The 26,177-nt window shown below is 69.9% G+C and carries 27 protein-coding genes, 1 tRNA gene and 2 pseudogenes; 14 read left to right on the top strand and 16 right to left on the bottom strand.

Annotated features, from left to right (window positions below):
- Window positions 1-95: 95 nt before the first annotated feature.
- Both BJ998_RS48530 and BJ998_RS07120 read left to right on the top strand, forming a co-directional pair.
- Window positions 96-314, top strand: a pseudogene (locus BJ998_RS48530) (class I SAM-dependent methyltransferase); the annotation flags it as partial.
- Window positions 291-1,163, top strand: coding sequence for an SRPBCC family protein (locus BJ998_RS07120; protein WP_312890540.1), 873 nt, complete (start codon window positions 291-293; stop codon window positions 1,161-1,163). The pseudogene BJ998_RS48530 and the gene BJ998_RS07120, both read left to right, overlap by 24 nt.
- A 6-nt stretch (window positions 1,164-1,169) precedes the next feature.
- Here BJ998_RS07120 and BJ998_RS07115 read toward each other — a convergent pair whose 3' ends face one another.
- Complete coding sequence (locus BJ998_RS07115) at window positions 1,170-1,763, bottom strand: TetR/AcrR family transcriptional regulator (protein WP_221337901.1); 594 nt, start codon at window positions 1,761-1,763, stop codon at window positions 1,170-1,172.
- A 139-nt stretch (window positions 1,764-1,902) separates the two neighbouring features.
- Here BJ998_RS07115 and BJ998_RS07110 point away from each other — a divergent pair, with 139 nt between their 5' ends.
- From BJ998_RS07110 to BJ998_RS07095, 4 genes are all read left to right on the top strand, one after another.
- The gene (locus BJ998_RS07110) at window positions 1,903-3,267 is read left to right on the top strand and encodes an MDR family MFS transporter (RefSeq protein ID WP_246488544.1); all 1,365 of its coding nucleotides are present in this window, start codon (window positions 1,903-1,905) and stop codon (window positions 3,265-3,267) included.
- Between the two features lie 40 nt (window positions 3,268-3,307).
- Window positions 3,308-4,144: a mycothiol conjugate amidase Mca gene (mca, locus tag BJ998_RS07105; RefSeq protein WP_184868491.1), complete on the top strand. Its 837-nt coding sequence runs from the start codon at window positions 3,308-3,310 to the stop codon at window positions 4,142-4,144.
- A 73-nt stretch (window positions 4,145-4,217) separates the two neighbouring features.
- A complete protein-coding gene (fabG, locus tag BJ998_RS07100) occupies window positions 4,218-5,003 on the top strand; it encodes a 3-oxoacyl-ACP reductase FabG (protein ID WP_184859585.1) in 786 nt (261 codons plus the stop codon).
- Between the two features lie 72 nt (window positions 5,004-5,075).
- Window positions 5,076-5,900 carry an aromatase/cyclase gene (locus BJ998_RS07095; RefSeq protein ID WP_281393148.1) on the top strand — a complete coding sequence of 275 codons (825 nt, stop codon included), beginning with the start codon at window positions 5,076-5,078 and terminating at the stop codon, window positions 5,898-5,900.
- A 24-nt stretch (window positions 5,901-5,924) separates the two neighbouring features.
- Here the strand turns inward: BJ998_RS07095 and BJ998_RS48525 are convergent, their stop codons facing one another.
- Window positions 5,925-6,059 carry a hypothetical protein gene (locus BJ998_RS48525; protein ID WP_281392804.1) on the bottom strand — a complete coding sequence of 45 codons (135 nt, stop codon included), beginning with the start codon at window positions 6,057-6,059 and terminating at the stop codon, window positions 5,925-5,927.
- On the opposite strand from BJ998_RS48525, the pseudogene BJ998_RS49695 reads away from it, so the two are divergent.
- Window positions 5,995-6,180 (top strand): annotated as a pseudogene (locus BJ998_RS49695) (alcohol dehydrogenase catalytic domain-containing protein); the annotation flags it as partial. The gene BJ998_RS48525 and the pseudogene BJ998_RS49695 overlap by 65 nt on opposite strands.
- Here BJ998_RS49695 and BJ998_RS49690 read toward each other — a convergent pair.
- The 11 genes from BJ998_RS49690 to BJ998_RS07050 form a co-directional block, all read right to left on the bottom strand.
- On the bottom strand, window positions 6,140-6,826 hold the full coding sequence (locus tag BJ998_RS49690; RefSeq protein ID WP_425559030.1) for a methyltransferase family protein: 687 nt from the start codon (window positions 6,824-6,826) through the stop codon (window positions 6,140-6,142). The pseudogene BJ998_RS49695 and the gene BJ998_RS49690 overlap by 41 nt on opposite strands.
- Before the next feature lie 107 nt (window positions 6,827-6,933).
- Entirely contained in the window at window positions 6,934-7,572 is a 639-nt protein-coding gene (locus tag BJ998_RS07085; RefSeq protein ID WP_184859579.1) for a TetR/AcrR family transcriptional regulator C-terminal domain-containing protein, read from the bottom strand.
- Window positions 7,573-7,888: 316 nt separating this feature from the next.
- Window positions 7,889-8,650: a cyclase family protein gene (locus BJ998_RS07080; protein ID WP_184859577.1), complete on the bottom strand. Its 762-nt coding sequence runs from the start codon at window positions 8,648-8,650 to the stop codon at window positions 7,889-7,891.
- 12 nt (window positions 8,651-8,662) lie between these two features.
- A complete protein-coding gene (locus BJ998_RS47205) occupies window positions 8,663-8,941 on the bottom strand; it encodes a hypothetical protein (RefSeq protein WP_246488542.1) in 279 nt (92 codons plus the stop codon).
- A gap of 9 nt (window positions 8,942-8,950) precedes the next feature.
- Window positions 8,951-9,280 carry an FAD-dependent monooxygenase gene (locus tag BJ998_RS49070; RefSeq protein WP_312889973.1) on the bottom strand — a complete coding sequence of 110 codons (330 nt, stop codon included), beginning with the start codon at window positions 9,278-9,280 and terminating at the stop codon, window positions 8,951-8,953.
- 9 nt (window positions 9,281-9,289) lie between these two features.
- Window positions 9,290-9,880, bottom strand: a complete 591-nt coding sequence (locus BJ998_RS47195; RefSeq protein ID WP_246488541.1) for an FAD-dependent monooxygenase — start codon at window positions 9,878-9,880, stop codon at window positions 9,290-9,292.
- Between the two features lies 1 nt (window position 9,881).
- Window positions 9,882-10,619, bottom strand: a complete 738-nt coding sequence (locus BJ998_RS07070; protein ID WP_184859575.1) for an SDR family oxidoreductase — start codon at window positions 10,617-10,619, stop codon at window positions 9,882-9,884.
- The gene (locus tag BJ998_RS07065; protein ID WP_184859573.1) at window positions 10,616-10,876 is read right to left on the bottom strand and encodes an acyl carrier protein; all 261 of its coding nucleotides are present in this window, start codon (window positions 10,874-10,876) and stop codon (window positions 10,616-10,618) included. The genes BJ998_RS07070 and BJ998_RS07065 overlap by 4 nt, the downstream gene beginning before the upstream one ends.
- 11 nt (window positions 10,877-10,887) lie before the next feature.
- Window positions 10,888-11,121: a hypothetical protein gene (locus BJ998_RS07060; protein WP_281392803.1), complete on the bottom strand. Its 234-nt coding sequence runs from the start codon at window positions 11,119-11,121 to the stop codon at window positions 10,888-10,890.
- A gap of 425 nt (window positions 11,122-11,546) precedes the next feature.
- Window positions 11,547-12,086, bottom strand: a complete 540-nt coding sequence (locus tag BJ998_RS49505) for a DUF4189 domain-containing protein (RefSeq protein WP_376775849.1) — start codon at window positions 12,084-12,086, stop codon at window positions 11,547-11,549.
- A 993-nt stretch (window positions 12,087-13,079) separates the two neighbouring features.
- Window positions 13,080-13,152: transfer RNA gene (locus tag BJ998_RS07050), tRNA-Leu, on the bottom strand.
- Between the two features lie 167 nt (window positions 13,153-13,319).
- On the opposite strand from BJ998_RS07050, the gene BJ998_RS07045 reads away from it, so the two are divergent.
- Entirely contained in the window at window positions 13,320-13,931 is a 612-nt protein-coding gene (locus BJ998_RS07045) for an ANTAR domain-containing response regulator (RefSeq protein ID WP_184859569.1), read from the top strand.
- Here BJ998_RS07045 and BJ998_RS07040 read toward each other — a convergent pair.
- Window positions 13,924-15,711: a fibronectin type III domain-containing protein gene (locus tag BJ998_RS07040; RefSeq protein WP_376775848.1), complete on the bottom strand. Its 1,788-nt coding sequence runs from the start codon at window positions 15,709-15,711 to the stop codon at window positions 13,924-13,926. The genes BJ998_RS07045 and BJ998_RS07040 overlap by 8 nt on opposite strands.
- Before the next feature lie 275 nt (window positions 15,712-15,986).
- Here BJ998_RS07040 and BJ998_RS07035 point away from each other — a divergent pair, with 275 nt between their 5' ends.
- The 5 genes from BJ998_RS07035 (at window position 15,987) to BJ998_RS07015 (ending at window position 21,488) form a co-directional block, all read left to right on the top strand.
- Window positions 15,987-17,213, top strand: a complete 1,227-nt coding sequence (locus tag BJ998_RS07035) for a branched-chain amino acid ABC transporter substrate-binding protein (protein ID WP_312889972.1) — start codon at window positions 15,987-15,989, stop codon at window positions 17,211-17,213.
- Window positions 17,214-17,294: 81 nt separating this feature from the next.
- Window positions 17,295-18,212 (top strand): branched-chain amino acid ABC transporter permease, encoded by a 918-nt coding sequence (locus BJ998_RS07030; protein WP_184859565.1) that lies wholly within the window; start codon window positions 17,295-17,297, stop codon window positions 18,210-18,212.
- The gene (locus BJ998_RS07025) at window positions 18,209-19,924 is read left to right on the top strand and encodes a branched-chain amino acid ABC transporter permease (RefSeq protein WP_184859564.1); all 1,716 of its coding nucleotides are present in this window, start codon (window positions 18,209-18,211) and stop codon (window positions 19,922-19,924) included. Before BJ998_RS07030 ends, BJ998_RS07025 begins: the two co-directional genes overlap by 4 nt.
- Window positions 19,921-20,733, top strand: coding sequence for an ABC transporter ATP-binding protein (locus BJ998_RS07020; protein ID WP_184859561.1), 813 nt, complete (start codon window positions 19,921-19,923; stop codon window positions 20,731-20,733). The genes BJ998_RS07025 and BJ998_RS07020 overlap by 4 nt, the downstream gene beginning before the upstream one ends.
- Window positions 20,730-21,488, top strand: coding sequence for an ABC transporter ATP-binding protein (locus BJ998_RS07015; RefSeq protein WP_425559026.1), 759 nt, complete (start codon window positions 20,730-20,732; stop codon window positions 21,486-21,488). Before BJ998_RS07020 ends, BJ998_RS07015 begins: the two co-directional genes overlap by 4 nt.
- Before the next feature lie 106 nt (window positions 21,489-21,594).
- Here BJ998_RS07015 and BJ998_RS07010 read toward each other — a convergent pair whose 3' ends face one another.
- Window positions 21,595-22,026, bottom strand: a complete 432-nt coding sequence (locus BJ998_RS07010) for a hotdog fold thioesterase (RefSeq protein ID WP_312889971.1) — start codon at window positions 22,024-22,026, stop codon at window positions 21,595-21,597.
- A 45-nt stretch (window positions 22,027-22,071) separates the two neighbouring features.
- On the opposite strand from BJ998_RS07010, the gene polA reads away from it, so the two are divergent.
- The gene (gene polA, locus BJ998_RS07005; RefSeq protein ID WP_312889970.1) at window positions 22,072-24,774 is read left to right on the top strand and encodes a DNA polymerase I; all 2,703 of its coding nucleotides are present in this window, start codon (window positions 22,072-22,074) and stop codon (window positions 24,772-24,774) included.
- A 54-nt stretch (window positions 24,775-24,828) separates the two neighbouring features.
- On the opposite strand, the gene BJ998_RS07000 is transcribed toward polA, so the two are convergent.
- A complete protein-coding gene (locus BJ998_RS07000) occupies window positions 24,829-26,133 on the bottom strand; it encodes an aminotransferase-like domain-containing protein (RefSeq protein ID WP_184859557.1) in 1,305 nt (434 codons plus the stop codon).
- Between the last annotated feature and the right edge of the window lie 44 nt (window positions 26,134-26,177).

Raw genomic sequence — 26,177 nt, 5'->3', positions numbered from 1 at the left:
CGTTTTCCCGGTGGACAGGCACGCACCGAGGAGACAGCTGTGATCGACACCCCGTCGAGACCGTCTACCGCAACTCGCCGCGGGCGCCGTGGGACCGGGACGCGCCGGCCCCGTTCGTGGTGGCGCTGGTCGAGCAGGGCCTGATCCGCGGCGAGGTGCTGGACGCCGGCTGCGGCACCGGTGAGGACGCGATCCACATGGCGGCCAACGGACACCGGGTCGTCGGTGTGGACGCGTCGGCGATCGCGATCGAGCGGGCCGCCGCCAAGGCGCGGGAGCGGGGCGTGGACGTGGAGTTCGCGGTGTCCGACGCCACCGAGCTGACCGGCTACGTGGGACCGCTTCGACACCGTCGTGGACTGCGGGCTGTACCACACGATGTTCGCCGAGGACAGCGCCCGCTACGTGGCCGCGCTGCACCGGGCGACCCGGCCGGGCGGCCGTTGAGCCGCCCGGCCCAGCCTCGTCACGTGACCACGACGACCATCCGAGGCGACATCACGGTCGCCGCGCCGCCTCCGCTGCTCTACGACCTGATCGCCCGGGTGGACCGGGCGCCCCAGTTCTTCGCCCCGCACCTGTACGCGTCGGTGTCCGGCGACGTGGTGCGCCGCTGGGTGCTGGCCGGCGACACCGTCCGCTCGTGGACCGCGCGCCGCGAGCTGGACCCCGACGGCCTGCGCATCACCTTCGAGCACCTGGAGCCGGCCCCGCTGACCGCGATGGCCGGCGAGTGGACGTTCGAGCCGACCTCGGCCGGGACCGTGGTGCGGCTGGCCCACACCTTCGCCGGCGCCAGCGCCGAGCGCACCGCCGACGTCGCCCGCAACACGACCGCGCAGCTCGACCACGTCAAGCGGATCGCCGAGAACTTCTCCTCGCTGTCCGCCCGAACCGTCCATGCGAGCGGCTCCGTCGCGGTCACCGGATCGCTGGAGGACGTGCAGCGCCGGCTGGTCGAGTCCGGGTGGGCAGCGGCCGTCGTCGCCCCGGATGTGCTGGCGCTGAAGTGGACGGGCAGCCGCGATCGCCGGTTCCACGCCGTGACAGCGGTCGCGCGGTTGGCCGGCACGACGCTCGACGTGGAGTGCACGGTCACGGCGGCGGAGGACTCGCTGGTGTCGGCGGTGCGCCGCTGGCTGCCCACGGCCATCCGCGGCTGAGCACCCTCAGGCGGCCACCACCGGCCGGATCAGGTCGAAGCCGGCGGTGGCGGCCTCTGTCATCCGCTCGCACACCTCGTCCCACTCCAGGCCGGCCAGGATGTGCTCACGGGTCAGCCGGAACAGCGTGCGGTACACGCCGGCGATCACGGCGGCGACGAACCGGGGCGCGGCGACCTCGTCCGCCAGCTCGGCCGCCAGGGCCTCCTCGCGCAGCTCGTCGATCTCGCGTTCCCGGGCCCGGAGCCGGTCGCTTTCCCGTACCAGGCGGGCGAATCCCGGCGTGGCGTAGCCGGAGACCACGGTCCTGGCCTTGAGCGACGTGAGAAATCCCGCCAGCAGCGCGTCGACCACGGACTGCCCCTCGGGGCGGGTCCGGACCAGCGCGGCCAGGCTGTCGACCACGCCGGCGTGGGCGTCGAAGACCAGGTCCTCCTTGAGCGGGAAGTAGTTCGTGACGGTCATCTTCGACACGCCCGCGGCCTCGGCGATCTCGGCGATGGTGACCCGGTCGAAGCCGTGCTCGATGAACATCAGCGTGGCCACGTGGGCCAGGTGCTGGCGGGTCGCCAGCTTCTTGCGCTCCCGCAGACCGGTCACCTGGACTCCAGCTCCCTCACCAGCACTGCTCCTCTCCGCACCCCTCACCCGGCGCAGTCTAGCTCGCGAATATAGGTTGCGCATAACTATCGCTTCGACCTAAAGTCTTACTCGACCTAAATTTGTCCGAGGAGGCTGCTTGAAGTCCACCGCCGAAGTCGACCGGCTCGACCCGTGGCTGCTCCGGCTCGGCGGGGTGCTGATCCTCGGCGCGCTGCTGGCTCAGCTGGACGCGACCATCGTCACGGTCGGCATCGGGGCGATCGGCCGCGGCCTGACCGCCGACCTCGCGTCCGTGCAGTGGGTGAGCACCGCATACCTGCTGGCCGTGGCCCTGGTGGCGCCGCTGTCCGGCTGGCTGACCCAGCGCTTCGGCGGCAAGCGGGTCTGGCTGGCGTCGGTCACGCTGTTCGTCGCGGCGTCGGCGCTGTGCGGGCTGGCCTGGTCCGCGCCGGCGCTGATCGTCTGCCGGGTCCTGCAGGGGCTCGGCGGCGGGCTGATGCAGCCGGTCGGCCAGGCCCTGCTGGCCCGGCACGCCGGGCCGAGCCGGATCGGGCGGGTGGTCGGCATCATCACCGTGCCGATCACGTTCGCGCCGGTCGCCGGGCCGGTCATCGGCGGGCTCATCCTGCAGGTGGCCGACTGGCGCTGGATGTTCTACGTCAACGTGCCGATCGGCCTGGTGACGCTGCTGCTGGCGGCGAGCATCGTGCCGGCCGACGACCAGGAGACCGTCCGCACGCGGCCGGACCTGGTCGGGTTGCTGCTGTTGCCACCCGGCCTGGCCGCGCTGGTGTACGGGCTGTCCGACACCAGCCAGATCGAGATCCTGGTGGCCGGTGTCGTGCTGCTCATTGGTTACGTGGTGCACGCGTTGCGGACCGGGAAGGTGTCGCTGCTGGACCTGACCCTGTTCACCCGCCGGGGTTTCACGCTCGCCAGCGTGAACACGTTCCTGCTCGGCGCCGCGCTGTACAGCTCGATGTTGTTGCTACCGCTGTACTTTGCCCAGGTGCGGGGCCTGAACGCGTTGCAGGCCGGGCTGTTGCTCGCGCCGCAGGCGCTGGGCACCGCGCTGGCCACGCCGTTGGCCGGCAAGCTGACGCCGAAGTACGGGCCGCGAGCCGTGGTGCTGCTCGGCATCCTGCTCACGATGGTCGGCACCGTGCCGTTCCTGTTCGCCGGACAGGAGCTGGGGCTGATCCCCATCTGCGTGGCGTTGTTCCTGCGCGGGGCGGGGATCGGGGCGACCGTGCCGCCGAACGTGGCGGCGATCTACACCTCGGTGGACCGCCCGCAGATCCCGGGCGCCACCAGCGCCCGCACCGTGCTCAACCGGATCGGCGGCTCGATCGGCACGGCGGTGCTGGCCTTCCTGTTGCAGGACAACCTGTCCAGCGCCGGCACGCCGGGCGTCGCCTACGCCGACACGTTCTGGTGGGCGCTGGCGCTCAGCGCCCTCACCCTCATCCCGGCCGCGCTCTACCCGGGCCGTACCAAGTAAGGAGAACACGACTGTGCCCTCACGCACCGGCTTGCGACTGATGGCCGTGCACGCCCACCCGGACGACGAGTCCAGCAAGGGGGCGGCGACGCTGGCGAAGTACGCCGCGGAAGGCGCCGACGTGCTGGTGTGCACGATGACCGGAGGCGAACGCGGCGACGTGCTCAACCCGCGGATGGACCGCCCCGAGATGTGGGCCGACCTGGCCAACCTGCGCCGCAGGGAGATGGACCGGGCCCGTGAGATCCTCGGCATCCGGCAGCAGTTCATGGGCTTCGTCGACTCCGGTCTGCCCAAGGACGGCGAGGCGCTGCCCGAGGGCTGCTTCGCGCTGACCGAACTGACCGACGCCGCGGCTCCGCTGGTCAAGGCCGTGCGGGAGTTCCGGCCGCACGTGATCGTCGCCTACGACGAGAACGGCGGCTACCCGCATCCCGACCACATCATGAGCCACAAGGTTGCGGTCGAGGCCTATCACGCGGCCGGCGACGCCGACCGCTATCCGGATGCCGGCGAGCCGTGGCAGCCGGCGAAGCTGTACTACACCAACGCCTTCAGCCGCGCCTACTTCCAGGCCATCTACGACGCGATGACCGCGGCCGGCCTGGAGTCCCCGCACGGCGAGGTGCTCAAGGAGCTGCCCGACGAGCCGCCGCGCTGGCCGATCACCACCCAGGTCGAGTGCGCCGAGTACTTCCCGACCCGCAAGGCCGCGATGCTCGCCCACGAGACCCAGGTCGACCCCGACCACCCGATCTTCTCCTGCCCGCTGGAGCTGGAGCAGAAGGCGTGGCCGACCGAGGACTACCACCTGGTCGAGGCCACGGTGGCGACCGAGTTGCCCGAGGACGATCTGTTCGCGGGCGTGACCGTCTAGCGGTTTACCTCAGCGCGATCGGCGCTCAAGTGGCGCCGCGCAGGCTGGCCTCCGGCAAGTCGGAAGGGCAGCCATGACAACAGAAACCGAACCGACCGCATTGGTCACGGGCGCCACCAGCGGCATCGGCCTGGCGGTGGCGACCGAACTCGCCCGGCGCGGGCAGCGCGTGTTCCTGTGCGCGCGGACCAAGGAGCGGGTGCAGGACACCGTGGCCGAGCTGCGGTCCCAGGGGCTGGAGGTGGACGGCGCCGCGTGCGACGTCCGCTCCCGCTCCGAGGTCGCCGACCTGGTGCGCAGCGCCGTCGACCGGTACGGGCCGATCAACGTGCTGGTGAACAACGCCGGCCGCAGCGGCGGCGGCGTGACCGCCGAGCTCACCGACGAGCTCTGGCACGACGTCATCGACACCAACCTCAACTCCGTCTTCCTGGTGACGCGCGAGGTGCTCACCACCGGTGGCCTGGCCGGCCAGTGCTACGGCCGGATCATCAACATCGCCAGCACCGCCGGCAAGCAGGGCGTGGTGCTCGGCGCGCCGTACTCGGCGTCCAAGCACGGTGTCATCGGCTTCACCAAGGCGTTGGGCGGTGAGCTCGCGCCGCGCGGCATCACCGTGAACGCGGTGTGCCCCGGTTACGTGGAAACGCCGATGGCGCAACGGGTTCGGCAGGGTTACGCGCAGGTGTGGGGCACCACCGAGGGTGCGGTGCTGGAGAAGTTCCAGGCCAAGATCCCGCTCGGCCGCTACTCCAGCCCGGAGGAGGTCGCCGGCCTGGTCGGCTACCTGACCAGCGCCAGCGCCGCATCCATCACCGCGCAGGCGCTCAACGTCTGCGGCGGCCTCGGAAACTACTGAGAACGGGGGATCGACGTGCACCAGACCAGTCACGGCATCGACGTCGGCGCCCCCGCGGACCTCGTCTAGGGGCTGATCGCCGACACCACCATGTGGCCGCAGTACCTGCCGCCCAACATCCACGTGCGCCGGACGGAGTTCGACGGCGTGGACGAGCGGCTGCGGATGTGGGCCACCGCCAACGGAACCGTCAAGTCCTGGACCTCACGCCGCAAGCTGGACGCGAAGGCCCGCCGGATCGAGTTCCGCCAGGAGGTGTCCGCCGCGCCGGTCGAGTCGATGTGCGGCACCTGGGTCGTGGAACCCTTGGGGCCCGATGACTGCCGCCTGACCCTGCTGCACGACTTCACCGTCGTCGACGACGCCCCCGAGCACGTCGCCTGGGTGGAGAAGGCCACCGACCGCAACAGCGGCCGCGAGCTGGGAAACCTGAAGTCGTTGGCGGAGAAGCACTCCGAGCTCGGCGAGCTGATGTTCTCGTTCGCCGACGAGGTGCGGGTGGACGGCAGCGCCGACGCCGCGTACGAGTTCCTGGACCGCGCCGAGCGCTGGCCGGACCGGCTGCCGCACGTGGCCCGGCTCGACCTGGTCGAGGACGAGCCGGGTGTGCAGCTGATGTCCATGGACACGCGCACCGCCGACGGCTCCACCCATACGACCGAGTCGGTGCGGATCTGCTTCCCCGCCGAGCGCCGCATCGTCTACAAGCAGACCCGCACGCCCGCGCTGATGGACGTGCACACCGGCGAGTGGACCGTGCGCCCCGTCGACGGCGGCGCGGTCATCCGTTCCCAGCACACCGTGATCCTGCGCGACGCCGAACACCGGGACTTCGTCCGGGAAGCGTTGAGCCGCAACAGCATTGCCACCATGAACCTGGCCGAGTCCTATGCCTGAGGGGAATTCCATGCGAGTCGTGCGCTACCACCAGTACGGTCCGCCGCAGGTGCTCCAGATCGACGAGCTGCCGATCCCGGAGCCGGGGCCGGGCATGGTGCGGCTGCGGGCCGAGGCGATCGGCGTGAACTTCGCGTCCACCCAGGAGCGCCGCGGCATCTTCTACGCCGGCAACGTCGCGCTGCCCGCGTCGCCCGGCGGTGACGTCGTCGGCTACGTCGACGCGCTGGGCGAGGGCGTCACCAACGTCGCCGTCGGCGACCGGGTGACCGGCGTCGCCTTCCACAGCTCGTACGCGGACTACTCGCTGGCGCCGGCCAAGTACCTGGTCTCCGTGCCGGCGGAGATGGACGCCGCCGAGGCGACGATGCTGACCTCGCCGGGCCAGGTCGCCCTGGAGGTGCTGAAGGCCGGCCGGCTGGCCGAGGGCGAGAGCGTGCTGGTGCACGCGGCCGCCGGCTCGATCGGGCACCTGGCCGTGCAGCTGGCCGGCGGCTCATCGTCGTCATCGCCGCGTCGAACACCGCGCCCGATCGGGCATCACTGTCCACATGGGACCAGAACGACCGGCCGAACACCGCGTCGAAGGCCGGTTCGCCGGTTCGGGCGCTGTGCGCCAGCTGTCCGAACGGCAGCCAGAACATCGGGGTGCCGTCCAGCAGCACCGCGTCCCGCACGCCGTCCGGCAGGTCGGTGCGCAGCCCCTCGGAGACCGGCGTCAATTCGGAGCAGTCCGGCTCGACCTCGCGGAACAGCCCCAGCAGCGCCCCGCTGCGCAGGATCCGGCCCAGCGCCTGCTCGTGCGCCCCGCACGCCGCCGCCAGTTCCCGTACCGGCAGCGGACCCCCGGCCAGCCGGTCCGCGACGCCCAGTTCGGCCGCCACCTGCACGATCGCGGCGAACCGGTGCGCGTTGGCCAGCAGCATCAGCCGCAGCCGCGGTGACAACTCGGCACTGAACAGGTCGGTTCCCACAGGTTCCACGTCCTCTCGGGGCGGCGGCGCCGGCTGCGCCACGACCGCCTCCGACCGTGTCACCCGCCATTCGAGACCACCTCGACCCCGAGTCGCGTCCGCAGCCCGGAGATGATCAGCTCCAGGCCGTGGTCGAAGTGCTCGGGCGGGTGCGGGGCCGGGATGTCGTCGATGGCGGCCAGCGTGTTCGGGTGCAGCTCGGGGTCCAGCGCCGCCCGCAGGTCCGGCACGTCGTCCTCGGCCAGCCCGGCGGCCGCCTGCTCCTCGATGGTGTGGCCGACCACGTAGTACGTGATCGTGTCGACGGTCCACACGGCGTCCCGGGGGCTCATCCCGGCCTCCCGGAGGATGCCGATCATCGTCTCGCCGTAGGCCAGCGCGTTGGGCTCGGGGAAGAAGGCCCCGGCGAAGATGCGGGCCCCGTCCCGGCGTGACTTCAGGGCCGCGTGCAGCCGGTGCGCGGTCGCGGTGAGCTGCTCCCACCAGGGCGCGTCCCGGTCGAGGCCGTTGGTGACGCCGGCCAGCATGCTCTCGGCCATCGCGGCCAGCAGCACCTGCTTGCTGGCGAAGTGCCAGTAGGTGGCGCCGTTGGTCACACCCAGCGCGGTGGCCAGCCGGCGCATGGTGAGGTTGTCCGCGCCGACCTCGTCCAGCAGGTCGAGCGCGCCGGCCAGGATGTCCTGACGGCTCAGCCGCACGTGGTCCCGCCTCCTTCGGTGTGAATCCGGGTTGACATCGCCGCCCATTATGCCGCATGGTTCAACAGCGTTGAACTACAACGCCGTTGAAGTCCTGGAGGGCCCATGTTCATTCGCAGCACTCCCTGAATGCCACGGTGGCGGCCGCGACTCCCCTCCGCGCCCGCCACCGGCCCGGTCCGGCGGAAGCATCCCCCGCGTCCGCCGGACCAACTCCCCTCAGTCGTCCAGCCCGCTGTATCTGCCGGACCAACTCCCCTCAGTCGTCTTGTTCCGCAGTCGTTCAGCCCGCGCCTTGTCCGCCGGCCAACCCCCTTCAGTCGTCCAGCAGCGCCACCGCGCGCGTCCAGCCCGCGCCCGAGTTGACCAGCTTGACCGGGAAGCACGACAGCCGGAACCCGACCGACGGCACGGCCTCCAGGTTGTGCAGCCGCTCGATCTGGCAGTACTCCCGGCGCCGCCCGGCGAAGTGCGCCGGCCACAGCACGTCCCGGTCGCCGGTGGCCTGGTAGCGGCGGATCGTGTCGCCGAACGGCGCGTCCAGGCTGAACGCGTCCGTGCCGATGACCCGGATCCCCAGGTCCAGCAGGAAGTCCGTGGCGGGGCCGTCGAGGCCGCAGAAGTCGGTGAAGTACTTCTGCGTGCCCACGTACTCCGACGCCCCGGTGTGCAGGATTACGATGTCCAACGGCTGCGGCTGGTAGCCGATCCGGGCCAGCTCCTTCTCCAGCACCGCCACGCCGACCGGCTGGTCCCGCACGTCCAGCACGACGGCGGGGCGCAGGAACCACTCCAGCGGCATCTGCTCGATGGTGCGGGGCTCCCCGTAGGCGGTCACGGTGCCGTAGTGCGCCGGCGCGTCCACGTGCGTGCCGGTGTGGCTGGTCGGCGTGAACGTGTCCAGCGACAGCAGTTCGCCGTTGGGCAGCACCGAAGGGTCGAAGTCGATGCCGAAGTGGGCCTTCATCTCCTCGCTCATGTGCACCGCGCCCTCGGCCGGCGTCATGATCTTGTGCACGACCGCGTCCGGCTCCCACTGGTTGGCGTCCACCGGGGACGACAGGTCGATGACTCGCACCGTGTTCACTCCTCACTGAAACAGGTCGGTGCGCACCGCCACCGGGGCGCGACCGTAGGCGATCCGATTGGTGATCTTGACGCCGATCGGCGTGCGGCCGATCAGCTTGGCCACGGCGGGCCGCACCGCGTCGGCGACCGGGTTCGAGCGGCCCAACATGCCCTTGGCCTGCATGCGTTGCAGCTTCAGCACGCCGTCCACGACCGGCCCGCGCTGGTCGACGTACGGCCGCAGCCTTTCCGCGCTGGCGTCGCCACTGGCCAACACGTCCAGTAGCACCGGGTGCAGCACGGCGGCGTCCTACAGCGCGAGGTTGATGCCCTGCGCCCCGATCGGGCTGTGCGTGTGCGCGCTGTCGCCCAACAGCACCAAGCCGTCGCGCCCCCACTCCGGCGCCCGGCCGGAGAACACGTCCAGCAGCGTCAGGTCGGACAGCGCCGTGACCTGCTCGGCGATCAGGTCGGCGAACTGCGGCAGCGCGGTCATCAGCTGTTCCCGCACGTGCTCGATGCCCTGGTCGGCGATCAGCCGCCATCCCTTGTGCGGCAACGTCCAGCCGATCTGCAGCCGGTCCGGGTGCGAGTCGTGCACCAGCACCGGCGTGCTGCCGGCCCGGCGGTGCACCACCACCCGGCCCTGCTACCGGCCGGGTGCGAACAGCTTGAACCACAACACGTCCTGGTCGAACGCGTCGTGCCGGCCGGCGTCGATCCCGGCCAGCGCGCGGGTCTTGGAGTAGCGGCCGTCCGCGCCCACCACGACCTTCGCGGTGATCGCGCGTTTGCCCTGGCCCGTAACCACAGCACCGGTGTACCGGTCGCCGTCCCGCAGCAACTCGCTGACGCGATGGCCGTCGAGGTACTCGAAACCCTCGTGTTCCCGGCACGCGGCAAGCAGTTCCACCAGCAGGTGCCGCTGCGGCACGGCGAGCAGATGATCGTGCGGCTCCGGCAGCCGGCGGTAGTCGATGTCCAGCAGCGTCCGGTCGCCGTCGACCAGCTGGAACCGGTCCAGCCGGCACGCGCCCCGGGTCCGCACGGCGTCCAGCACGCCGAGCGACGCCAGCACGGCCTGGCCGCCCGGCTGCAGGATCTCGCCGCGGAACTCCCGGTCGAAGCCGGTGGCCCGTTCCACCAGCGTCACCCGCGCGCCGGACCGCAGCAGCATCAGGGTCAGCGCGAGGCCGGCCGGCCCCGCGCCGATCACGCAGACCTCGGTGTCCTCGCCCATGTCAGACGATGCCCAGGCCGCCGTCGGCGGTGATGACCTGCCCGTGGATCCACGCCGCCTCGTCCGCGCAGAGCAGCGCGACCACGCCGGCCACGTCGTCCGGCGTGGTCAGCCGGCCGGCCGGAGTACGCGCCGCCAGCGCCTTGATCTGCTCGGGGCGGACCGTCCGGTCGCCCTTGTCGATCTTGGACGTGGAGACCGCGTTCACCGCGATCCCGCGGCCGGCCAGCTCGGCCGCCAGGTAGCGGACGGCGCTCTCCATGGCGGCCTTGGCCACGCCGGCGGCGACGTAGCCCGGCACCGCCTTGTGCGCGCCGGAGCTGGACACGGCGATGATCCGCCCCGGCCGGTCGGCCATCAGCTCGGCCAGCCGCGCCGCGCCGGCCAGCAGTGGCCGCAGTGCGATGGCCAGCGACTCGTCGACGACCCCGGGATCCGTTGCCAGCGCGAACATCGGGGTCAGCCGGGAGCAGTTGTGCACGAAGATGTCCAGGCTGTGGATCTGTGCCAGCATGGAGTCCAGCGCGGCCGAGTCCGTGACGTCGGCCTTGACCGCCCGTGCGGTGCCGCGCAGCCCGGTCAGCGAGGCGACCGCCTTCTCCGCGTCCTCGTCCGAGCCGGCGTAGTTGATCAACACGTCGACGCCGGACGCGCACAGTTTGCGCGCGATGGCCAGGCCGAGCCCGCGACTGCCGCCGGTGACCAGCGCGGTACGGCCGGCCAGGTCGGGTCCGGTCACGAGCGCACCGACCTGAGGTTGTCGTTGACCAGCTCCAGGAACTCCGCCGGCGTCAGCACCTGCGCGACGGCGTCCTCGCTCAGCTCCACGCCGTAGTCCCGCTCGATCCGGGACGTGGTCTCCAGCAGGGCGATCGAGTCGTAGCCCAGCTCGGCGAAGGGCGTGTCCAGCACGTCGCCGGTCAGGTCGTGCGACTCGTCCTCGCCGGCGCAGGCGCGCAGCAGGGCCAGGAGCTCGATCAAGGTCAGTTCGGGCATGACGTTTCCTTTCAGTCAGACGGATCGCACGACGGTGGCGGCGTTGAAGCCGCCGCGGCCGCGGGCGAGCACCAGCGCCGTGTTGACGGCGCGGCCCGCGGCGCGCCGGTGACCAGGTCGATCCGGTGCCGCTCGGCCACCGCGTCGACGTTCACCGTGGGCGGGATCACCTGGTGGTGAAGGGAAAGCAGGGCGGCGGCCAGGTCGAGCGACGCGCCGCCGGCCGCGAGCCGGCCGGTCGCCATGCCGACCGATGCACGCCGATAGTTGTTGTCTCCGCTGCTCCGGCCAGCAGCACCACCACGTGAAACGCGTCTGCCGCGCTCCCCGACGCCGGTCTTCCCGCCCAGCCCCCGCGCCAGTCCTTCCCATGCAGCCAGCAGCCCACCAGTGCCGCGTCTTCCCCAGCCACTGACAACCGCCCGACAACAACAGGAGACCCACGGACGCCGAGCGCTGTGCCGGTATCGCCATCGAAGCGGCCGTCGAACACGTGACTGCTCCAGAGCGACCGAGCCCCCGCGTCGAATCGACTCCAAGTACTGCCGAGCTGGACCGTCACGTCAGAGGTGACGATCCAGCTGCTGGTGACCACACAGGAAAGTAACGACGTAACTTCCCGCCGGCCTGACCGGGGCCTTACTGTTCGTGTGTCGTTATCCGTGCGTGGTTATCTGGTGAGGCTCGGAACGTATGTAGCGTCGACAGCAACTACAATGTGACACGAGTCTCCACCACCGTACAGTCGGCAATAGTAATCCGCCGTGTTGACCGCATCCGTTCGTGTGGCCCCGGCGCCCCAGCCTGCTGGGCCGTTCGGCGTGGAGAGTGCCAGTGCCCCCCACGAATTGGTGAACGCGTTGGCAACGCGACAGTCAGCGGCGCCAGTGGCACGGCTGCATTGGTTGTAAGCCTCACCTCTCGCAACTGATTCGCTGTCGTAATTGACGGCCCAACCCCAATCGAGCTTGGACGGTGAATATGCGATGGCGCCGTACCTGTTGCCTGTCTGGCTCGCCGTTGCCGACTTGATGCTGACGGCGGCGATACCGAGGTTCGGCTTCTGCGTGGGCTCCGCGGCCCGCGCCGCTCCTGCGCCAAAGAGGGACGAAAGCGCCGTCGCGACGGCTAGAAGAGCTACCGCATGTCGTCTTTTCAAGAGAATCTCCCTCCTGGGATGTTCGGAGTGGTCGGCAGAATTCGCTGACACATTCGTACCGCGTCCGACCTGCAGGCGTCGATCGGCAGGCAGGCCAGGTGTCCACAAGGACCGCACGGTTCAGTCCAGCCGTGACCGCTCTGGCGGCCGAAGTCCTAGAGCCCGAAGCGACGTGTGCTCGCCGCAGTTTGGGCCTTGCCGGAATGCACTGCTACGCCCGCGGCGGCCGAACCTGCCTCGTTGCGCCTCGTCATCACCGCGCTGAACTCTCGCGCTGATCCTTGTCGACCTGCGGCCACGTCGCCGCACGTCTGGCTGTCCGCGCTACGAACAGTAGGGCCGCGTCTAGCCGAAAGGGAGGGCCGCATCAGGCTAACTTGTGTCAACGGCCGACCTGTGTCACTTCAGTGGTGCCGGCGACTTGAGGAAAAGGGTTTACCCTTGGTTGTGTGAACAACGAAGCGTTCTTCCAGGTTTGGGGGTGTGGCAGACCTCGACGCCGCGGTCCGGAAAGCCTCGAAACGATGTAGCTCAAGCCGTGCGGCAATCAGCGACGAAGGCTGTCTACGGAAAGCGAGCAGTCCTCTGCAGCGCGCTTGAGTACGCGCATGAACGGAGCTGATCACGGCCGCGGCGCTTCATCGGCCGTGTCTGGTCGCCTTCTTCGGCGTCATGCACTGCGCCGCACTCCGTCCGAAGAGGCTGCAATGCTTGCGAAAGCGCACTTGCAGCTGCTGGAGACCGGTTGGGGGGAGTTGCAGCTATCGGAGACCGCACCTGTCGCGGGTGCCGCGTGGACTGACTCGGAGCGACGGCAAGACCGACGACCTTCGGCGCGCCCGCGTGTCGACCGCGCTGAGGGCTGGCATCCGGCGACGCATGTGCGGAGTGGCCGGGGCTCCAGGGGGCGAAGCCCGAAACACACCCACCGGGGGTCCAGGGGGCGAAGCCCTCCTGGCCTGGGGTCTGGGGCGAGAGCCCCAGAAAACACAACCGGCGATGCAGGGCTCCGCTTTCCGCAGCCATACACCGCCCAATCGCCCGTGCCCCCGGTGCGATTCGAACGCACACTGGACGGGTTTTGAATCCGTTGCCTCTGCCGTTGGGCTACGGGGGCCTGGGTGTTGACTCTACGCGACGGGGGTGCGGGGGTTGCGGGGACCCCCGGGGCGGGGTGTAGGGCTGATCACGCCGTGGTCGCGGGTGGTGGGCGGGCACACTGAGTAAACTGCGGTTTCGGTCCACTCGTCAGGGTGGATTCCACGATCGCACAGGAGGACCGCGGTGACCCAGCCGGCTGCCGAGGCCCAGACGCAGGCCACTGCCCCGCAGCGTCGGGTGCTCGTCGCGGAGGACGAAGCACTGATCCGACTCGATCTGGTGGAGATGCTCCGCGAGGAGGGCTACCAGGTGGTGGGCGAGGCGGGTGATGGCGAGGAGGCCATCAAGCTCGCCGGGGAGCTGCGGCCTGACCTGGTGATTCTTGACGTGAAGATGCCGAAGATGGACGGCATCGAGGCGGCATCGGTGATCGCCAAGGAGCGGATCGCGCCGGTGGTGATCCTGACGGCGTTCAGCCAGCGGGACCTGGTGGAGCGGGCGAGGGACGCGGGCGCGATGGCGTACCTGGTGAAGCCGTTCGCGAAGCGGGATCTGGTCCCCGCGGTGGAGCTGGCGATGAGCCGCTTCTCGGAGCTGCAGGCCCTGGAGAACGAGGTCGCGAGCCTGACGGACCGCCTGGAGACCCGCAAGGTGATCGAGCGCGCGAAGGGCCTGCTGATGAGCGCCCAGGGCCTGACGGAGCCGGAGGCGTTCCGCTGGATCCAGCGCACGGCGATGGACCGCCGCACGACGATGAAGGCCGTGGCGGAGGCAGTGGTCGACAGCATCAAGTGACGGTGACGTCCTTGAGCACGGAGGTGGGCGGCTTCGAACCGTCGACGGGGTATTCCCGCACGTCGAAGGTGTGCTTCCCGCGGCTGAGGCTGCCGGCGCTGAACACGACGGTGTAGTGCCCGCCGAGCCCGGGCCCGTCGGCGTCGGTGGGCTGCCCGGCGACGAGCTGCCCGTCGAGCCACACCTGGAACCCGGCGACGCCGGCGACCTCCTGGGAGTAGCGGCCGTCGAGCACGACGTCGAGCACGACCCGCCCGCTGTCCTCGCTTTCCTTGACGGCGATGCGCGGCAGCTGCACGACGGCGGGCGCGGGCTGCAGGGCGGCGCCGGGGGCGCCGGGCGGGACGGGCCCGCTGTGGCGGATCTCCAGGTAGCTCTCGACGATGCTGGCCTGCCCCCGCGCCGACCGCAGCACGTACGGGCTGAGCTGGTCGGGCCCGCCGAGGCCGAGCAGCGCGGCGGGCAGGTCGGCGTACACGGTGGTGACCGACCCGGCGGGCACGGGACCAGGTACGGCCTGCGCCAGCGGATAGCTGGTGTCCCCGAGCTGCACGGACAGTCCGGACGGGTCGAGCCCGTCGCCGGCCTGCACGGTGGCGATGTACCGGGCGGACACGGCCCCGGTCAACGGCTTGCGGGAGATGCCGATGCCCGGGGCGCCCTCGCCCGGTCCCAACGCCCGCAGCGTGGCGGGCACGAGCGACTCCTCGCTGACCGGGGGCACTTCCGAGGCAGGCCCGGAGAATCCGGCGGCGCCGACGAAAACCCGTGACTTGAGCCCGGCCGGCCCCTGGAATCCGTACAGCACGGAGGCGGACCGCCAGGACGGCACGATCCCGCCGAACCCGATCTCCCGCCCGTCCTGCAACACCGTGATGCCGGACGTCGCCAGCACGACCTCGAACCGATGCGGCACGCCGACGCCCCGCTGCACCACTACCGGTGGACGTGAACCCGACACGCGGGGTACGTCGTCGGCGGCGAGCACCCGGGCACCCTGATCGTCCACGACGATCTGCACGGTCCCGGGCGGCAGCGCGGGGCCGACGCGGTCGACCGGCCCGGGACTGAGGTCGATGGTCAACTGGCCGCCGGGCCCTGCCGCGTCGGTCACGACGGCTATTCGGCCCAATTCCTCATTCGACGCCAGTTCGATGCGCGATCGGGCACGTAAGACCGCCTGATCGGTGCCGCATTCCAACCCGATCGTGAGCCCGCCACCCCCGCTGCCAGCGTCGACGCACCCCTGGTAGCCGGACAGGTGCCACCGCCTGGTCAGCGTCGTGACGTCGGAGAAGTCGTCGAACACCCCGGTCAGTGGCTTTTTCCACGAGGTGTCGGGAGTAACCGCGGGGGTCCCGGTGGCCGTCGCCGGGTTGGACCGCTTGCCGTAAGCGTCCACGGCCCGCACTTCGATCGTGTAGGACACACCTGACCGAAGTCCACCGAGCCGGACTTCGGGCTGTATGGTCAGCATTGTGTGGTCCAGTTCGCCCCCGTGGCGCCAGGTCACCTCGTACCCCGATGCACCGGCATCGGTCCAGTCGGCGCGCAGTGCGCCGACTTCGGAAGTCAGCCGCAGGTCGGTCGGTGTCGCCGGCCCGCTGATTGGTTGTGGCACGAGAACGTTACGGTTGGTGAATCGGTCCACCCGCCTGATCTCCGAATTCGGGGCGGGTGGTGTGTTTTGGGTCTGCTGAACCGCGCGTAGCACCACACCCGCGCTGACCAGCAGAAGGATGGCTCCGAGCGGTACCAGCAGGCGTTTCGTCGGGGCCATTCGGGCATGGTAGGCGGGTACGTCGGGGCGGACATAGGTCCGTTGCCGAGTTGAAATCGGTATTTCCGCTGGAAGTACAAAGGTAAACAGTTGTGGCGTTGTGCGTCGGTATGGCAACGGAGGGTTCTCGCAACGTTGCGGTCTGGTCACGGAAACGGCCGCCGCGATGACTGTGGAGCGCTTCATCGCCTAACTTCCGCGCAACCCCCAAATCAGGCGGGGTCAGACGGTTCGTGCTATCACACGACCGCGCAGCTTGCGAGAAGGGACGTCACGTGCTTAACCGGACGGTGAAGGCCGCGGTGGTGGTCATGACCGGCGCCTTGGCGCTGGCAGCCTGCGGCACGAACAAGACCGAGAGCGGCGGAGGCGGCTCCGCCAGCTGCGACCAGAGCAAGGGCACGCTGACGGTCGGCGTCATCGCCCCGTTGACCGGCAACCTGTCGGCGCTGGGTCTGGGCATCCAGCACTCCGCCGAGCTGGCCGTGGCCGAGGCCAACGAGAAGTGCACGGTCAAGGGCTACAAGCTGACCGTGGACCCGGAGGACGACCAGGCGACCCCGCAGGTCGGTGCCCAGGCGGCCACCAAGCTGTCCTCGGACTCCAACGTGGTCGGCGTGGTCGGCACGCTGAACTCCTCGGTCGCCCAGACCGTGCAGCCGATCCTGGCCGGCAAGAAGGTCGTGCAGATCTCGCCGGCGAACACCAACCCGTCGCTGACCAAGGGCGACAACCTGGACGCCCCCAAGCGGCAGTTCCCGACCTACTTCCGGGTCTGCACCACCGACAACTACCAGGGTCCCGACGCGGCGGACTACCTGGTGAAGAAGGCCGGCAAGAAGAAGATCGCGATCATCCAGGACGGCAAGACCTACGGCAAGGGCCTGGCCGACGCGTTCGCCAAGCGGGCGCAGACCGACGGCGCGCAGATCGTCGACCAGGAGCAGGTCGGCGAGAAGGACACCGACTTCTCCGGCGTGCTGACCAAGGTCAAGGGGGCCAACCCGGACGCCATCTACTACGGCGGCGAGTACCCGGTGGCCGGCCCGCTGTCCAAGCAGGCCGCGGGCCTGGGCCTGAACGTCCCGGTGATGGGCGGCGACGGCATCTTCGACCCGAAGTTCATCGACCTGGGCGGCAAGGAGGGTGACCTGGCCACCTCGGTCGGCGCCCCGACCGACCAGCTCGACAGCGCCAAGGACTTCGTGAAGGCCTACGCGGCCAAGGGCTACAAGGACCCGTACGCGGCCTACGGCGCCTTCTCCTACGACGCGGCCAACGCGATCATCGCGAGCCTGGCGGCGACCCTGGGCGACGGCGGCACCTGGAGCGACTCGCAGCGCGACAAGCTGCTGACGAACGTGGGCTCGTACAAGGGCAACGGTGCGACCGGGTCGGTGGCGTTCGACCAGTACGGCGACAGCACGAACAAGGTGCTGACCGTTTACCAGGTGACTGGCAAGGAGTGGAAGGCAGTCCAGACGGGTCCCTTCGAGGGCTGACCGCTCTACTGACATGAGCACGGTTTCGGCGGGGGTGGGTGCCTCACAAGGGCCTCGCCCCCGCCGTCTATGGAGGTAGCAGTGGGAACCCTGTTGCAACAGATAGCCAACGGGCTCATCTTCGGCGGCCTGATCGCCATGGTGGCCCTGGGCTACACGATGGTCTACGGGATCATCCAGCTCATCAACTTCGCGCACGGCGAGGTCTTCATGACCGGCGCCTTCGGCGGCCTGGCGGTCTACTCCTGGCTGCTGCCCCCGGCCGCCCAGCAGATCTGGTACGTCGCGCTGCCGGCGATGCTGGTCGGCGGCGCGATCGTCGCACTGGTCGTGGCGCTGCTGATGGAGCGCTTCGCCTACCGGCCGCTGCGCAACGCGCCCCGGCTGGCGCCGTTGATCACGGCGCTCGGCGTGTCGGTGTTCCTTCAGGAAGCGATGCGGATCTTCTTCCCGGGTGCCAGCTCGGCGGTGCCGTTCCCGAACGCCTTCATCAGCGCTCCGCTGCACATCGGGTCGGTCACGATCCCGGCCAGCGGCCTGCTGATGCTGGTCGTGTCGGTGGTGCTGTCGATCGTGCTCGAGACCTACGTCAACGGCTCCCGCATGGGGCGGGCGATGCGCGCCACCGCGCAGGATCCGGACACCGCCCGGCTGATGGGCATCAACCCGGACCGGGTGATCGTGCTGACCTTCGCCATCGGCGCGGTGCTGGCCGGCGTCGGCGGCGTGCTGTACGGCACCTACATCCACAACGTGGACCCGTACATCGGCTTCCAGAACGGCCTGTTCGCCTTCGCCGCGGCCGTGCTCGGCGGCATCGGCAGCATCCGCGGCGCGGTGATCGGCGCGTTCGTCATCGGCCTGATCAAGAATATCGCCGACATCTGGCTGCCCGGCGGCACCGCGTACGACTACGTATGGATCTTCATCCTGCTGATCGCCGTGCTCGTGTTCCGGCCGCAGGGCCTGTTCGGCGAGGTGGAAAGGGTGCGCGCATGAAAACCGCGATGGCTCGTCCCCTGGCCGCGATCGGCTCGGTGGTGCTGATCATCGGCGCCCTGCTGCCGTGGGCCACCTTCGTGCTCAACGACGGCGCGTACCCGGACAAGGCGACGCTCGAGTTCTTCGACGCCCCGTTCGGGCTGACGTCCTTCCGGCTGTACCTGGAGATCTTCGGCCTGGCCGGGCTGGTGTTCACCTTCCTGCCGGTCCGCGGCAAGATCCGGGTGCTCAAGGCGATCGGCTGGGGCGCCGGCGGCATCGCCATCGTCAACCTGCTGTTCATCGCCGGGGACGGCGGCGGCCTCGGCGCCATCACGATGGCCGACGGCGTGCCCGCTTTCGGCAGCATCGTGGCGGTGGTCGGCGCGGCCGTCCTGCTGTACGGCGCGTACCAGCTGCCGCCGGAGCCGCTGAGGGTGATCAACCCGAAGCTGCCATGGTGGGCGGAGTGGTTGATCCTGCTGGTGTCGTTCGTGGCGATGCTGTTCCTGATCACCGAGACGCTGACCGCAGGCGGTCACAGCGGCGTGTCCGACCCGTACATCGGCCCGCTGTTCCTGTCCTATCTCAGCGCGGCCGGCGGCCTGCTCGGCGTGCTGTACGCCTTCGGCGTCACCAAGTGGATCTCGGACATGTCCGAGCGGCACCGCATCTTCAGCATCGTCGTGCTGGTGCTGTGCGCGGTGGCCGTGCCGCTCACCTCGGTCGGCAACGACTACTGGATGACGATCACCGCAAACATCGGCGTGTACGCGGCGACGGCCATCGGCCTGAACATCGTGGTCGGCCTGGCCGGCCTGCTCGACCTCGGCTACGTGGCGTTCATGGGCATCGGCGCGTTCGTCGCGGCCAACCTGTCCGGCGCCGTCGCCTCCGAGTTCGGCATCCGGCTGCCCTTCATCGTGGCCGCGATCGCCGCCGGCATCGTGGCCGGCATCTTCGGCGCCGTCGTCGGTTCCCCGACGCTGCGGGTGCGCGGCGACTACCTGGCCATCGTCACGCTGGCCTTCGGTGAGATCTTCGTCCGGGTCTCGCAGAACAACATCGGAGGCCTGACCGGCGGTTCCAACGCCATTCCGAACATCCCGGACCTGAGCCTGTTCGGGGCGCAGTTCAGCGACTCGCTCACCATCGGCGGCCTCCAGCTGCCGGGCGGCGTGCTGTACTACTTCCTGATCGTGCTGCTGGTGGCGCTGGTGATGTTCGTCTTCGGCAACCTCAAGAACAGCCGCATCGGCCGGGCCTGGATCGCCATCCGGGAGGACGAGGACGTCGCCCGCGCGATGGGCGTCAAGACCGGCAAGTTGAAGATCCTCGCCTTCATGACCGGCGCCACGACCGCCGGTCTGGCCGGCGCGGTGTTCGCGCACAAGCTGGCCACCGCCTCGTACGACAGCTTCCAGTTCAACTGGTCGGTGACCCTGCTGGCCGCGGTCATCCTGGGCGGCATGGGCACGATTCCCGGCGCGGTGCTCGGCGCCGCGCTGCTGACCGTGCTGCCGGAGGAACTGCGCCAGTTCCAGAACTTCCGGCTGCTGGTCTTCGGCTTGGCGCTGGTGGTGATCATGCGGTTCCGGCCGCAGGGCCTGATCGCGGACCGGCACCGCCGGGCCGAGCTGGCCGACGAGGACGTGACCGGTGAGTCACTGGACGACACGGTGATCAAGGAACCGGTCGCCGTCGCGGGAGCCAAGGAGGCCGGCGCATGAGCACCCCGGTGTTGCAGGCACGGGACGTGTCCATGGTCTTCGGTGGCCTCTCGGCGCTGAGGAACGTGTCCCTCACCCTGGAAGAGGGCAAGATCGTCGGGCTGATCGGGCCGAACGGCGCCGGCAAGACGACGTTCTTCAACTGCCTGACCGGCCTCTACACGCCGACCACCGGCCAGGTGCTGCTCAAGGGCAACGTGCTGCCCGGCGACCCGGCGGCGGTCACCGCGGCCGGCATCGCCCGCACGTTCCAGAACATCCGGCTGTTCCCCAGCATGACCGTGCTGGAGAACGTGCTGCTCGGCCGGCACGTGCGGATGAAGCAGGGGCCGCTGGCGTCGCTGTTCCACGGTCCTTCGTTCCGTCGCGGCGAGGCCGCCGCCCGGGACCGGGCCCGCGAGCTGCTGGCGTTCGTCGGACTGGGCAAGGTCGAGGACGAGCTCTCCCGCAACCTGCCCTACGGCGACCAGCGGCGGCTGGAGATCGCCCGCGCGCTGGCCACCGACCCGGCGGTGCTGCTGCTGGACGAGCCGACCGCCGGCATGAACCCGCAGGAGACCGAGGCGGCCCGGCAGCTGATCTTCCGGATTCGCGACCTGGGCATCTCGGTGGTGGTCATCGAGCACGACACCAAGTTCATCTTCACGCTGTGCGACCAGGTGTCCGTGCTGGTGCAGGGTGAGCTGCTGGTCGAAGGCACCCCGGACGTGGTGCGCGGCGACCCCCGGGTCGTCGAGGCGTACCTGGGCAAGCCGCCCGAGGAAGTCGAGGCCGAGCTGCAGGCCGTGCAGGAGGGAGAAACGCCGTGAGCGAGACGTCCTCGGCGTCCCAGGCGACCGCCACCACCCACACCCGTCCGCTGCTGGAGGTGCGCAACCTCAGCGTGGCGTACGGGGCGATCGAGGCAATCAGGGAGATCAGCTTCTCCGTGCAGGCCGGGCAGATCGTCAGCCTCATCGGCGCCAACGGCGCCGGTAAGACCACGACGCTGCGCACCATCTCCGGGCTGCTGCGGCCCAAGCGCGGGGAGATCCTGTTCGAGGGCCGGCCGATCCACACCCAGCCGGCGCACGCCATCCTGGGCATGGGCGTGGCCCACTGCCCGGAGGGCCGGCGGCTGTTCCCGCGGATGACCGTCGAGGAGAACCTGCTGCTCGGCGCGTACACCCGGTCCGACGACGGCGTCGCCGAGGACATGGAGCGGGTGTACGAGCTGTTCCCGGTGCTCGGTGAGCGCCGGCAGAACAAGGCGGGCCTGTTCTCCGGCGGCGAGCAGCAGATGCTGGCCATCGGCCGGGCGATGATGTCCCGGCCGCGGCTGCTGATGCTGGACGAGCCGTCGATGGGTCTGTCGCCGATCATGACGCAGCGCATCTTCGACACCATCCGCAACCTGCGCGACCTGGGCACCACGGTGCTGCTGGTCGAGCAGAACGCGCTGGCGGCGCTGGCCCAGTCCGACTACGGCTACGTGGTCGACCTGGGCCGCACCACGCTGGAGGGGACCGGTCACGACCTGCTGGCCGACCAGCGGGTCCGCGACGCCTACCTCGGCGAGAGCTGACCCCGCCCCGAGCGAGTTCGGAACGGACCATTCCTCAACTCCGAGTTGAGGAATGGTCCGTTCCTATCTTCACGTCGTGGCCGAAGGTGGCGGTGGGGTAGCTCGATCAGGTGGTTTTGGCGCCGGTGGTCTCGCGGATGGCGCAGGTGAGCCGGGCGGTGCAGACCCGCTTCCCCGACTCGTCGGTGATCACGACCTCGAACGACGACATCGTGCGGCCGACGTGCAGCGGCGTGGCCACGCCGGTGACGACACCGGCCACCACGCCCCGGTGGTGGGTGCAGTTCAGCTCCACGCCCATCGCGATCCGGCCGTGGTCGGCGGCGTGCATGGCGGCGGCGATGGAGCCCAGGGTCTCGGCCAGCACCGCGCTGGCGCCGCCGTGCAGCAGCCCGTACGGCTGGCGGTTGCCGGCCACCGGCATGGTGCCGACGAGCCGGTCCCGGTTCCAGTCGGTCACCTCGATGCCCATCTTCGCCGGCAGCTGCTCGGGCAGCGCGGCCAGCTCGTCCGAGCGCGCCTGCGCGGTGTCGGTCACCGCCACCTCCAACTCTTGTCAGACCCTCACCCTAGACTCGCCCCCGTGAACCAGGTCGCAGCCCACCAGGACAACCGTCTTCTCCTGCTCGACGGCCACTCGCTGGCCTACCGGGCGTTCTTCGCGCTGCCCGCGGAGAACTTCAAGACGACGACCGGGCAGACCACCAACGCGGTCTACGGCTTCACCTCGATGTTGATCAACCTGCTGCGCGACGAGAAGCCCACGCACCTGGCGGTGGCCTTCGACGTCTCGCGCAAGACGTTCCGCTCCGAGGCGTTCGCCGACTACAAGGCCAACCGGTCGGCCACCCCGGACGAGTTCCGCGGCCAGGTCAGCATCGTGCAGGACATGCTGGGCGCGCTGGGCATCCCGGTGCTGACCAAGGACAACTTCGAGGCCGACGACATCATCGCCACGCTGACCACGCAGGCGTCCGGGCAGGGCTACCAGGTGCTCATCTGCACCGGCGACCGCGACGCGCTGCAGCTGGTCAGCGAGCAGGTCACGGTGCTCTACCCACGCAAGGGCGTTTCCGACCTGACCCGGTTTACGCCCGACGCCGTGCAGGAGAAGTACGGCCTGAGCCCGCAGCAGTACCCGGACTTCGCGGCGCTGCGCGGCGACCCCTCCGACAACCTGCCCGGCATCCCCGGCGTCGGCGAGAAGACTGCGGCCAAGTGGATCCGTGAGTTCGGCTCGCTCGGCGACCTGGTGGACCGGGTCGACGAGGTCAAGGGCAAGACCGGTGACGCGCTGCGGGCCAACCTGTCCAACGTGCTGCTCAACCGGCAGCTCACCGAGCTGGTGAAGGACGTCGAGATCGGCGTCGGACCGGACGACCTCGCGGTGCAGCCGTGGGACCGGGACCAGGTGCACCGGCTGTTCGACGACCTGGAGTTCCGGGTACTGCGCGACCGCCTGTTCGCCACGCTGACCAGCGCCGAGCCGGAAGCCGACGAGGGCTTCGACGTGACCGGCGGCGCGATCCCCACCGGCGAGCTGGCGGCCTGGCTGGAGCAGCACGCCCGCACCGGCGAGCGCGTCGGCCTGGCGTTCAAGGGCACGTGGGGCAGCGGCACCGGCGACATCGAGGGCATCGCGCTGGCGACGTCATCCGGCGAGGGCGGCTACGTCAATGTCACCGCACTGACCGAGTCCGACGAGAAGGCGCTCGCGGCGTGGTTCGCCGACGAGAAGGTGGCCAAGGCGGCACACGACTTCAAAGGCCCCGCACATGCGCTGCGTGCCCGCGGCTGGGACCCCCAGGGCTGGACCAGCGACACCGCGCTGGCGGCGTACCTGGTGCGGCCGGGGCAGCGCTCGTTCGAGCTGGACGACCTCGTGCTGCGCTACCTGAAGCGGGAGCTGCGCGCCGAGGAAGGCGCCGACGACGGCCAGCTGTCGCTGCTGGCCGACGAGGCCGCCGACGCGGAGGCCGCGGCGAAGACACAGATCGTGAAGGCGAAGGCCGTCGCGGAGCTGGCCGACGCGCTCGACACGGCGCTGGAGTCGATCGGCAGCCGGCGGCTGCTCGACGAGCTGGAGCTGCCGCTGCTCGGAGTGCTGGGCGACCTGGAGGAAGCCGGCATCTGCGTCGACGTCGAGCACCTCACCGAGTTGGAGGCGCACTTCGCCGGGCGGGTGAAGCAGGCGGCGCAGGACGCGTACTCGGTGATCGGCAAGGAGATCAACCTCGGCTCGCCCAAGCAGTTGCAGGTCGTGCTGTTCGAGGACCTCAACATGCCGAAGACCAAGCGCACCAAGACCGGCTACACCACCGACGCCGAGGCGCTGCAGACGCTGTACGAAACCACCGAGCACCCGTTCCTGGCGCACCTGTTGGAGCACCGGGACGCCACCCGGCTCAAGACCACTGTGGACGGTCTGCTGAAGTCCGTGGCCGACGACGGCCGCATCCACACCACGTTCAACCAGATGATCGCCGCCACCGGCCGGCTGTCCTCGACCGAGCCGAACCTGCAGAACATCCCGGTGCGCACCGAGGAGGGCCGCCGGATCCGGCACTCGTTCGTGGTCGGCGGCGGCTACGCCGAGCTGATGACCGCGGACTACAGCCAGATCGAGATGCGGATCATGGCGCACCTGTCCCAGGACGCCAGCCTGATCGAGGCCTTCAACACCGGCGAGGACCTGCACACCTACGTGGCGTCGCAGGCGTTCTCGCTGCCGACCGAGGAGGTCACCGGCGAGCTGCGGCGGCGGGTCAAGGCCATGACGTACGGCCTGGCCTACGGCCTGTCGGTGTACGGCCTCGCGCAGCAGCTGCGGATCTCCAACGACGAGGCCCGCGAGCAGATGGACGCGTACTTCGCGAGGTTCGGCGCGGTCCGCGACTACCTGCAGGCCGTCGTGCGCAAGGCCCGCGAGGACGGCTACACCGAGACCATCCTCGGCCGTCGGCGCTACCTGCCCGACCTCAACAGCGACAACCGGCAGCGCCGCGAGATGGCCGAGCGGATGGCGCTGAACGCCCCGATCCAGGGCAGCGCCGCCGACATCATCAAGGTCGCCATGCTCGGCGTGCACAAGGCGTTGAAGGAAGCCGGCCTGCGCAGCCGGGTGCTGCTGCAGGTGCACGACGAACTCGTGCTGGAACTGGCCGAGGGCGAGCACGAGCAGGTGGAGGCCCTGGTCCGGGAGAACATGGGCAACGCCTACAAGCTCGCGGTCCCGCTGGAGGTCTCGGTCGGCTACGGCCGCACCTGGGACGACGCCGCCCACTGAACCCCCGCGAGTCACGCTCTCAGGCACCCCGAATGTAGGTTTCGGGCAGACCGGTCAGTGGTAGGCGTCGTCGCCCATCACTGACCGGACGGTGGTCAGGGCTCGGCGGAGTTCGGGCACCGGCACCGATCCCAGGGCGAGTCGAAGTGCCTGCGGCACCAGGGCAGTGGTGGCGAACTGCTCGGCCGTGGAGACGGAGATCCGTTGCCGGGCCAGGGAAGCGGCGATGCGGTCGGCCCGGGCGTTCTCGGCCAGCGGCAGCCAGAGGAAGTACGACGACGGGTGGCTGCGGACCGGCAGCCCGGCGAAGACGTCACGGGCGATGGCCTGCCGCATGTGGGCATCGGTGCGCTTGTGGGCCTCCAGCCGATCGACGGTGCCGTCCTCCAGCCAGCGGCGGACCAGAGCGACGTTGAGGGCGGGCGTGTTCCAGGTGGTGGCGCGGATGACCCGTTCGATCGGCGGAACCTCCGGCGCCACCACAAAACCGACCCGCAGGCCGGTGGCCACGCTCTTGGACAGGCTGGAGACGTAGACCGTGCGCTCCGGGGCCAGCGCGGCCAGCGGCGGCGGGCAATCCTCGACCAGGTAGGCGTAAGCGGCGTCCTCGATGATCAGCAGGCCGTGCCGGCGCGCGGTCGCCACCAGCCGCTTGCGGGCCTTGAGCGACATGACGGTGCCCAACGGGTTGTGCAGCGTCGGCATCGTGTAGACGGCCCGGACCGGCCGCCGGAGGCAGAGCTCGTCGAGATCGGACGTGGCCACCAGCTCCAGGCCCAGCGTGCCGGCCAGCACCTTGAAACCGGTGTACGTCAAGGAATCCACCGCCACGACGTCCCCGCGCCGCAACATGGCCATGGCCGTCACCGCGAGGCCGTGCTGCGCACCGCTGACGATCAGCACCTGCGCGGCGTCCACGGTCAGTCCGCGTCGGCCGAGGTGCCGCGCGACGGCCGTTCGGGCTTCTAGCCGCCCGGCGTGGGGTTGGTAGTGCAGCAACGATTCCAGGTCGCCGGCGGTCGACAGCTCCCTCAACGCTTGCCGCAACAGGTCCGCCTGGCCGGGGACGGCGGGGTAGTTGAAGCGGAGGTCGACGGCGTCGGTCGCCACCAGCTGCTCGTCGATGCCCTGCCCCGACAGCAGCGCCGTGTCACGGACGAACGTGCCCCGGCCCTGTTCGCCGGTCACGAGGCCCATCGCCTCCAGCTCGGCGTACACCCGGGTCGCGGTCACCAGCGCGATGCCCTCACGGGCGGCGAGCTCGCGGTGCGTCGGCAGGCGCGTCCCCACCGGCCAGCGCCCCGACCGGAGTTCCGCCGCGAGAGCGTCCACCACGCGCTTGTACCGGGGAATCCGCACAGCCGATTGTATGCATGACAATTCTTCGACTGTCCTGCCTACGC

It is taken from the genome of Kutzneria kofuensis (assembly GCF_014203355.1).
GTDB classification, from domain to species: domain Bacteria; phylum Actinomycetota; class Actinomycetes; order Mycobacteriales; family Pseudonocardiaceae; genus Kutzneria; species Kutzneria kofuensis.
The sequence above is the reverse complement of the archived record's forward strand: the minus strand, read 5'-3'. Positions and strand labels throughout refer to the sequence as shown.

Bases quoted from the DNA above. Each gene is read 5' to 3' on its own strand.
- BJ998_RS07040 (WP_376775848.1), bottom strand. From the start codon at position 15,711: ATGGCCCCGACGAAACGCCTGCTGGTACCGCTCGGAGCCATCCTTCTG.
- BJ998_RS07020 (WP_184859561.1), top strand. From the start codon at position 19,921: ATGAGCACCCCGGTGTTGCAGGCACGGGACGTGTCCATGGTCTTCGGT.
- mca (WP_184868491.1), top strand. From the start codon at position 3,308: ATGGCCGTGCACGCCCACCCGGACGACGAGTCCAGCAAGGGGGCGGCG.
- BJ998_RS47195 (WP_246488541.1), bottom strand. From the start codon at position 9,880: ATGGGCGAGGACACCGAGGTCTGCGTGATCGGCGCGGGGCCGGCCGGC.
- fabG (WP_184859585.1), top strand. From the start codon at position 4,218: ATGACAACAGAAACCGAACCGACCGCATTGGTCACGGGCGCCACCAGC.
- BJ998_RS07025 (WP_184859564.1), top strand. From the start codon at position 18,209: ATGAAAACCGCGATGGCTCGTCCCCTGGCCGCGATCGGCTCGGTGGTG.
- BJ998_RS07065 (WP_184859573.1), bottom strand. From the start codon at position 10,876: ATGCCCGAACTGACCTTGATCGAGCTCCTGGCCCTGCTGCGCGCCTGC.
- BJ998_RS49690 (WP_425559030.1), bottom strand. From the start codon at position 6,826: ATGCTGCTGGCCAACGCGCACCGGTTCGCCGCGATCGTGCAGGTGGCG.
- BJ998_RS07060 (WP_281392803.1), bottom strand. From the start codon at position 11,121: ATGGCGACCGGCCGGCTCGCGGCCGGCGGCGCGTCGCTCGACCTGGCC.
- BJ998_RS48525 (WP_281392804.1), bottom strand. From the start codon at position 6,059: ATGCCGCGGCGCTCCTGGGTGGACGCGAAGTTCACGCCGATCGCCTCG.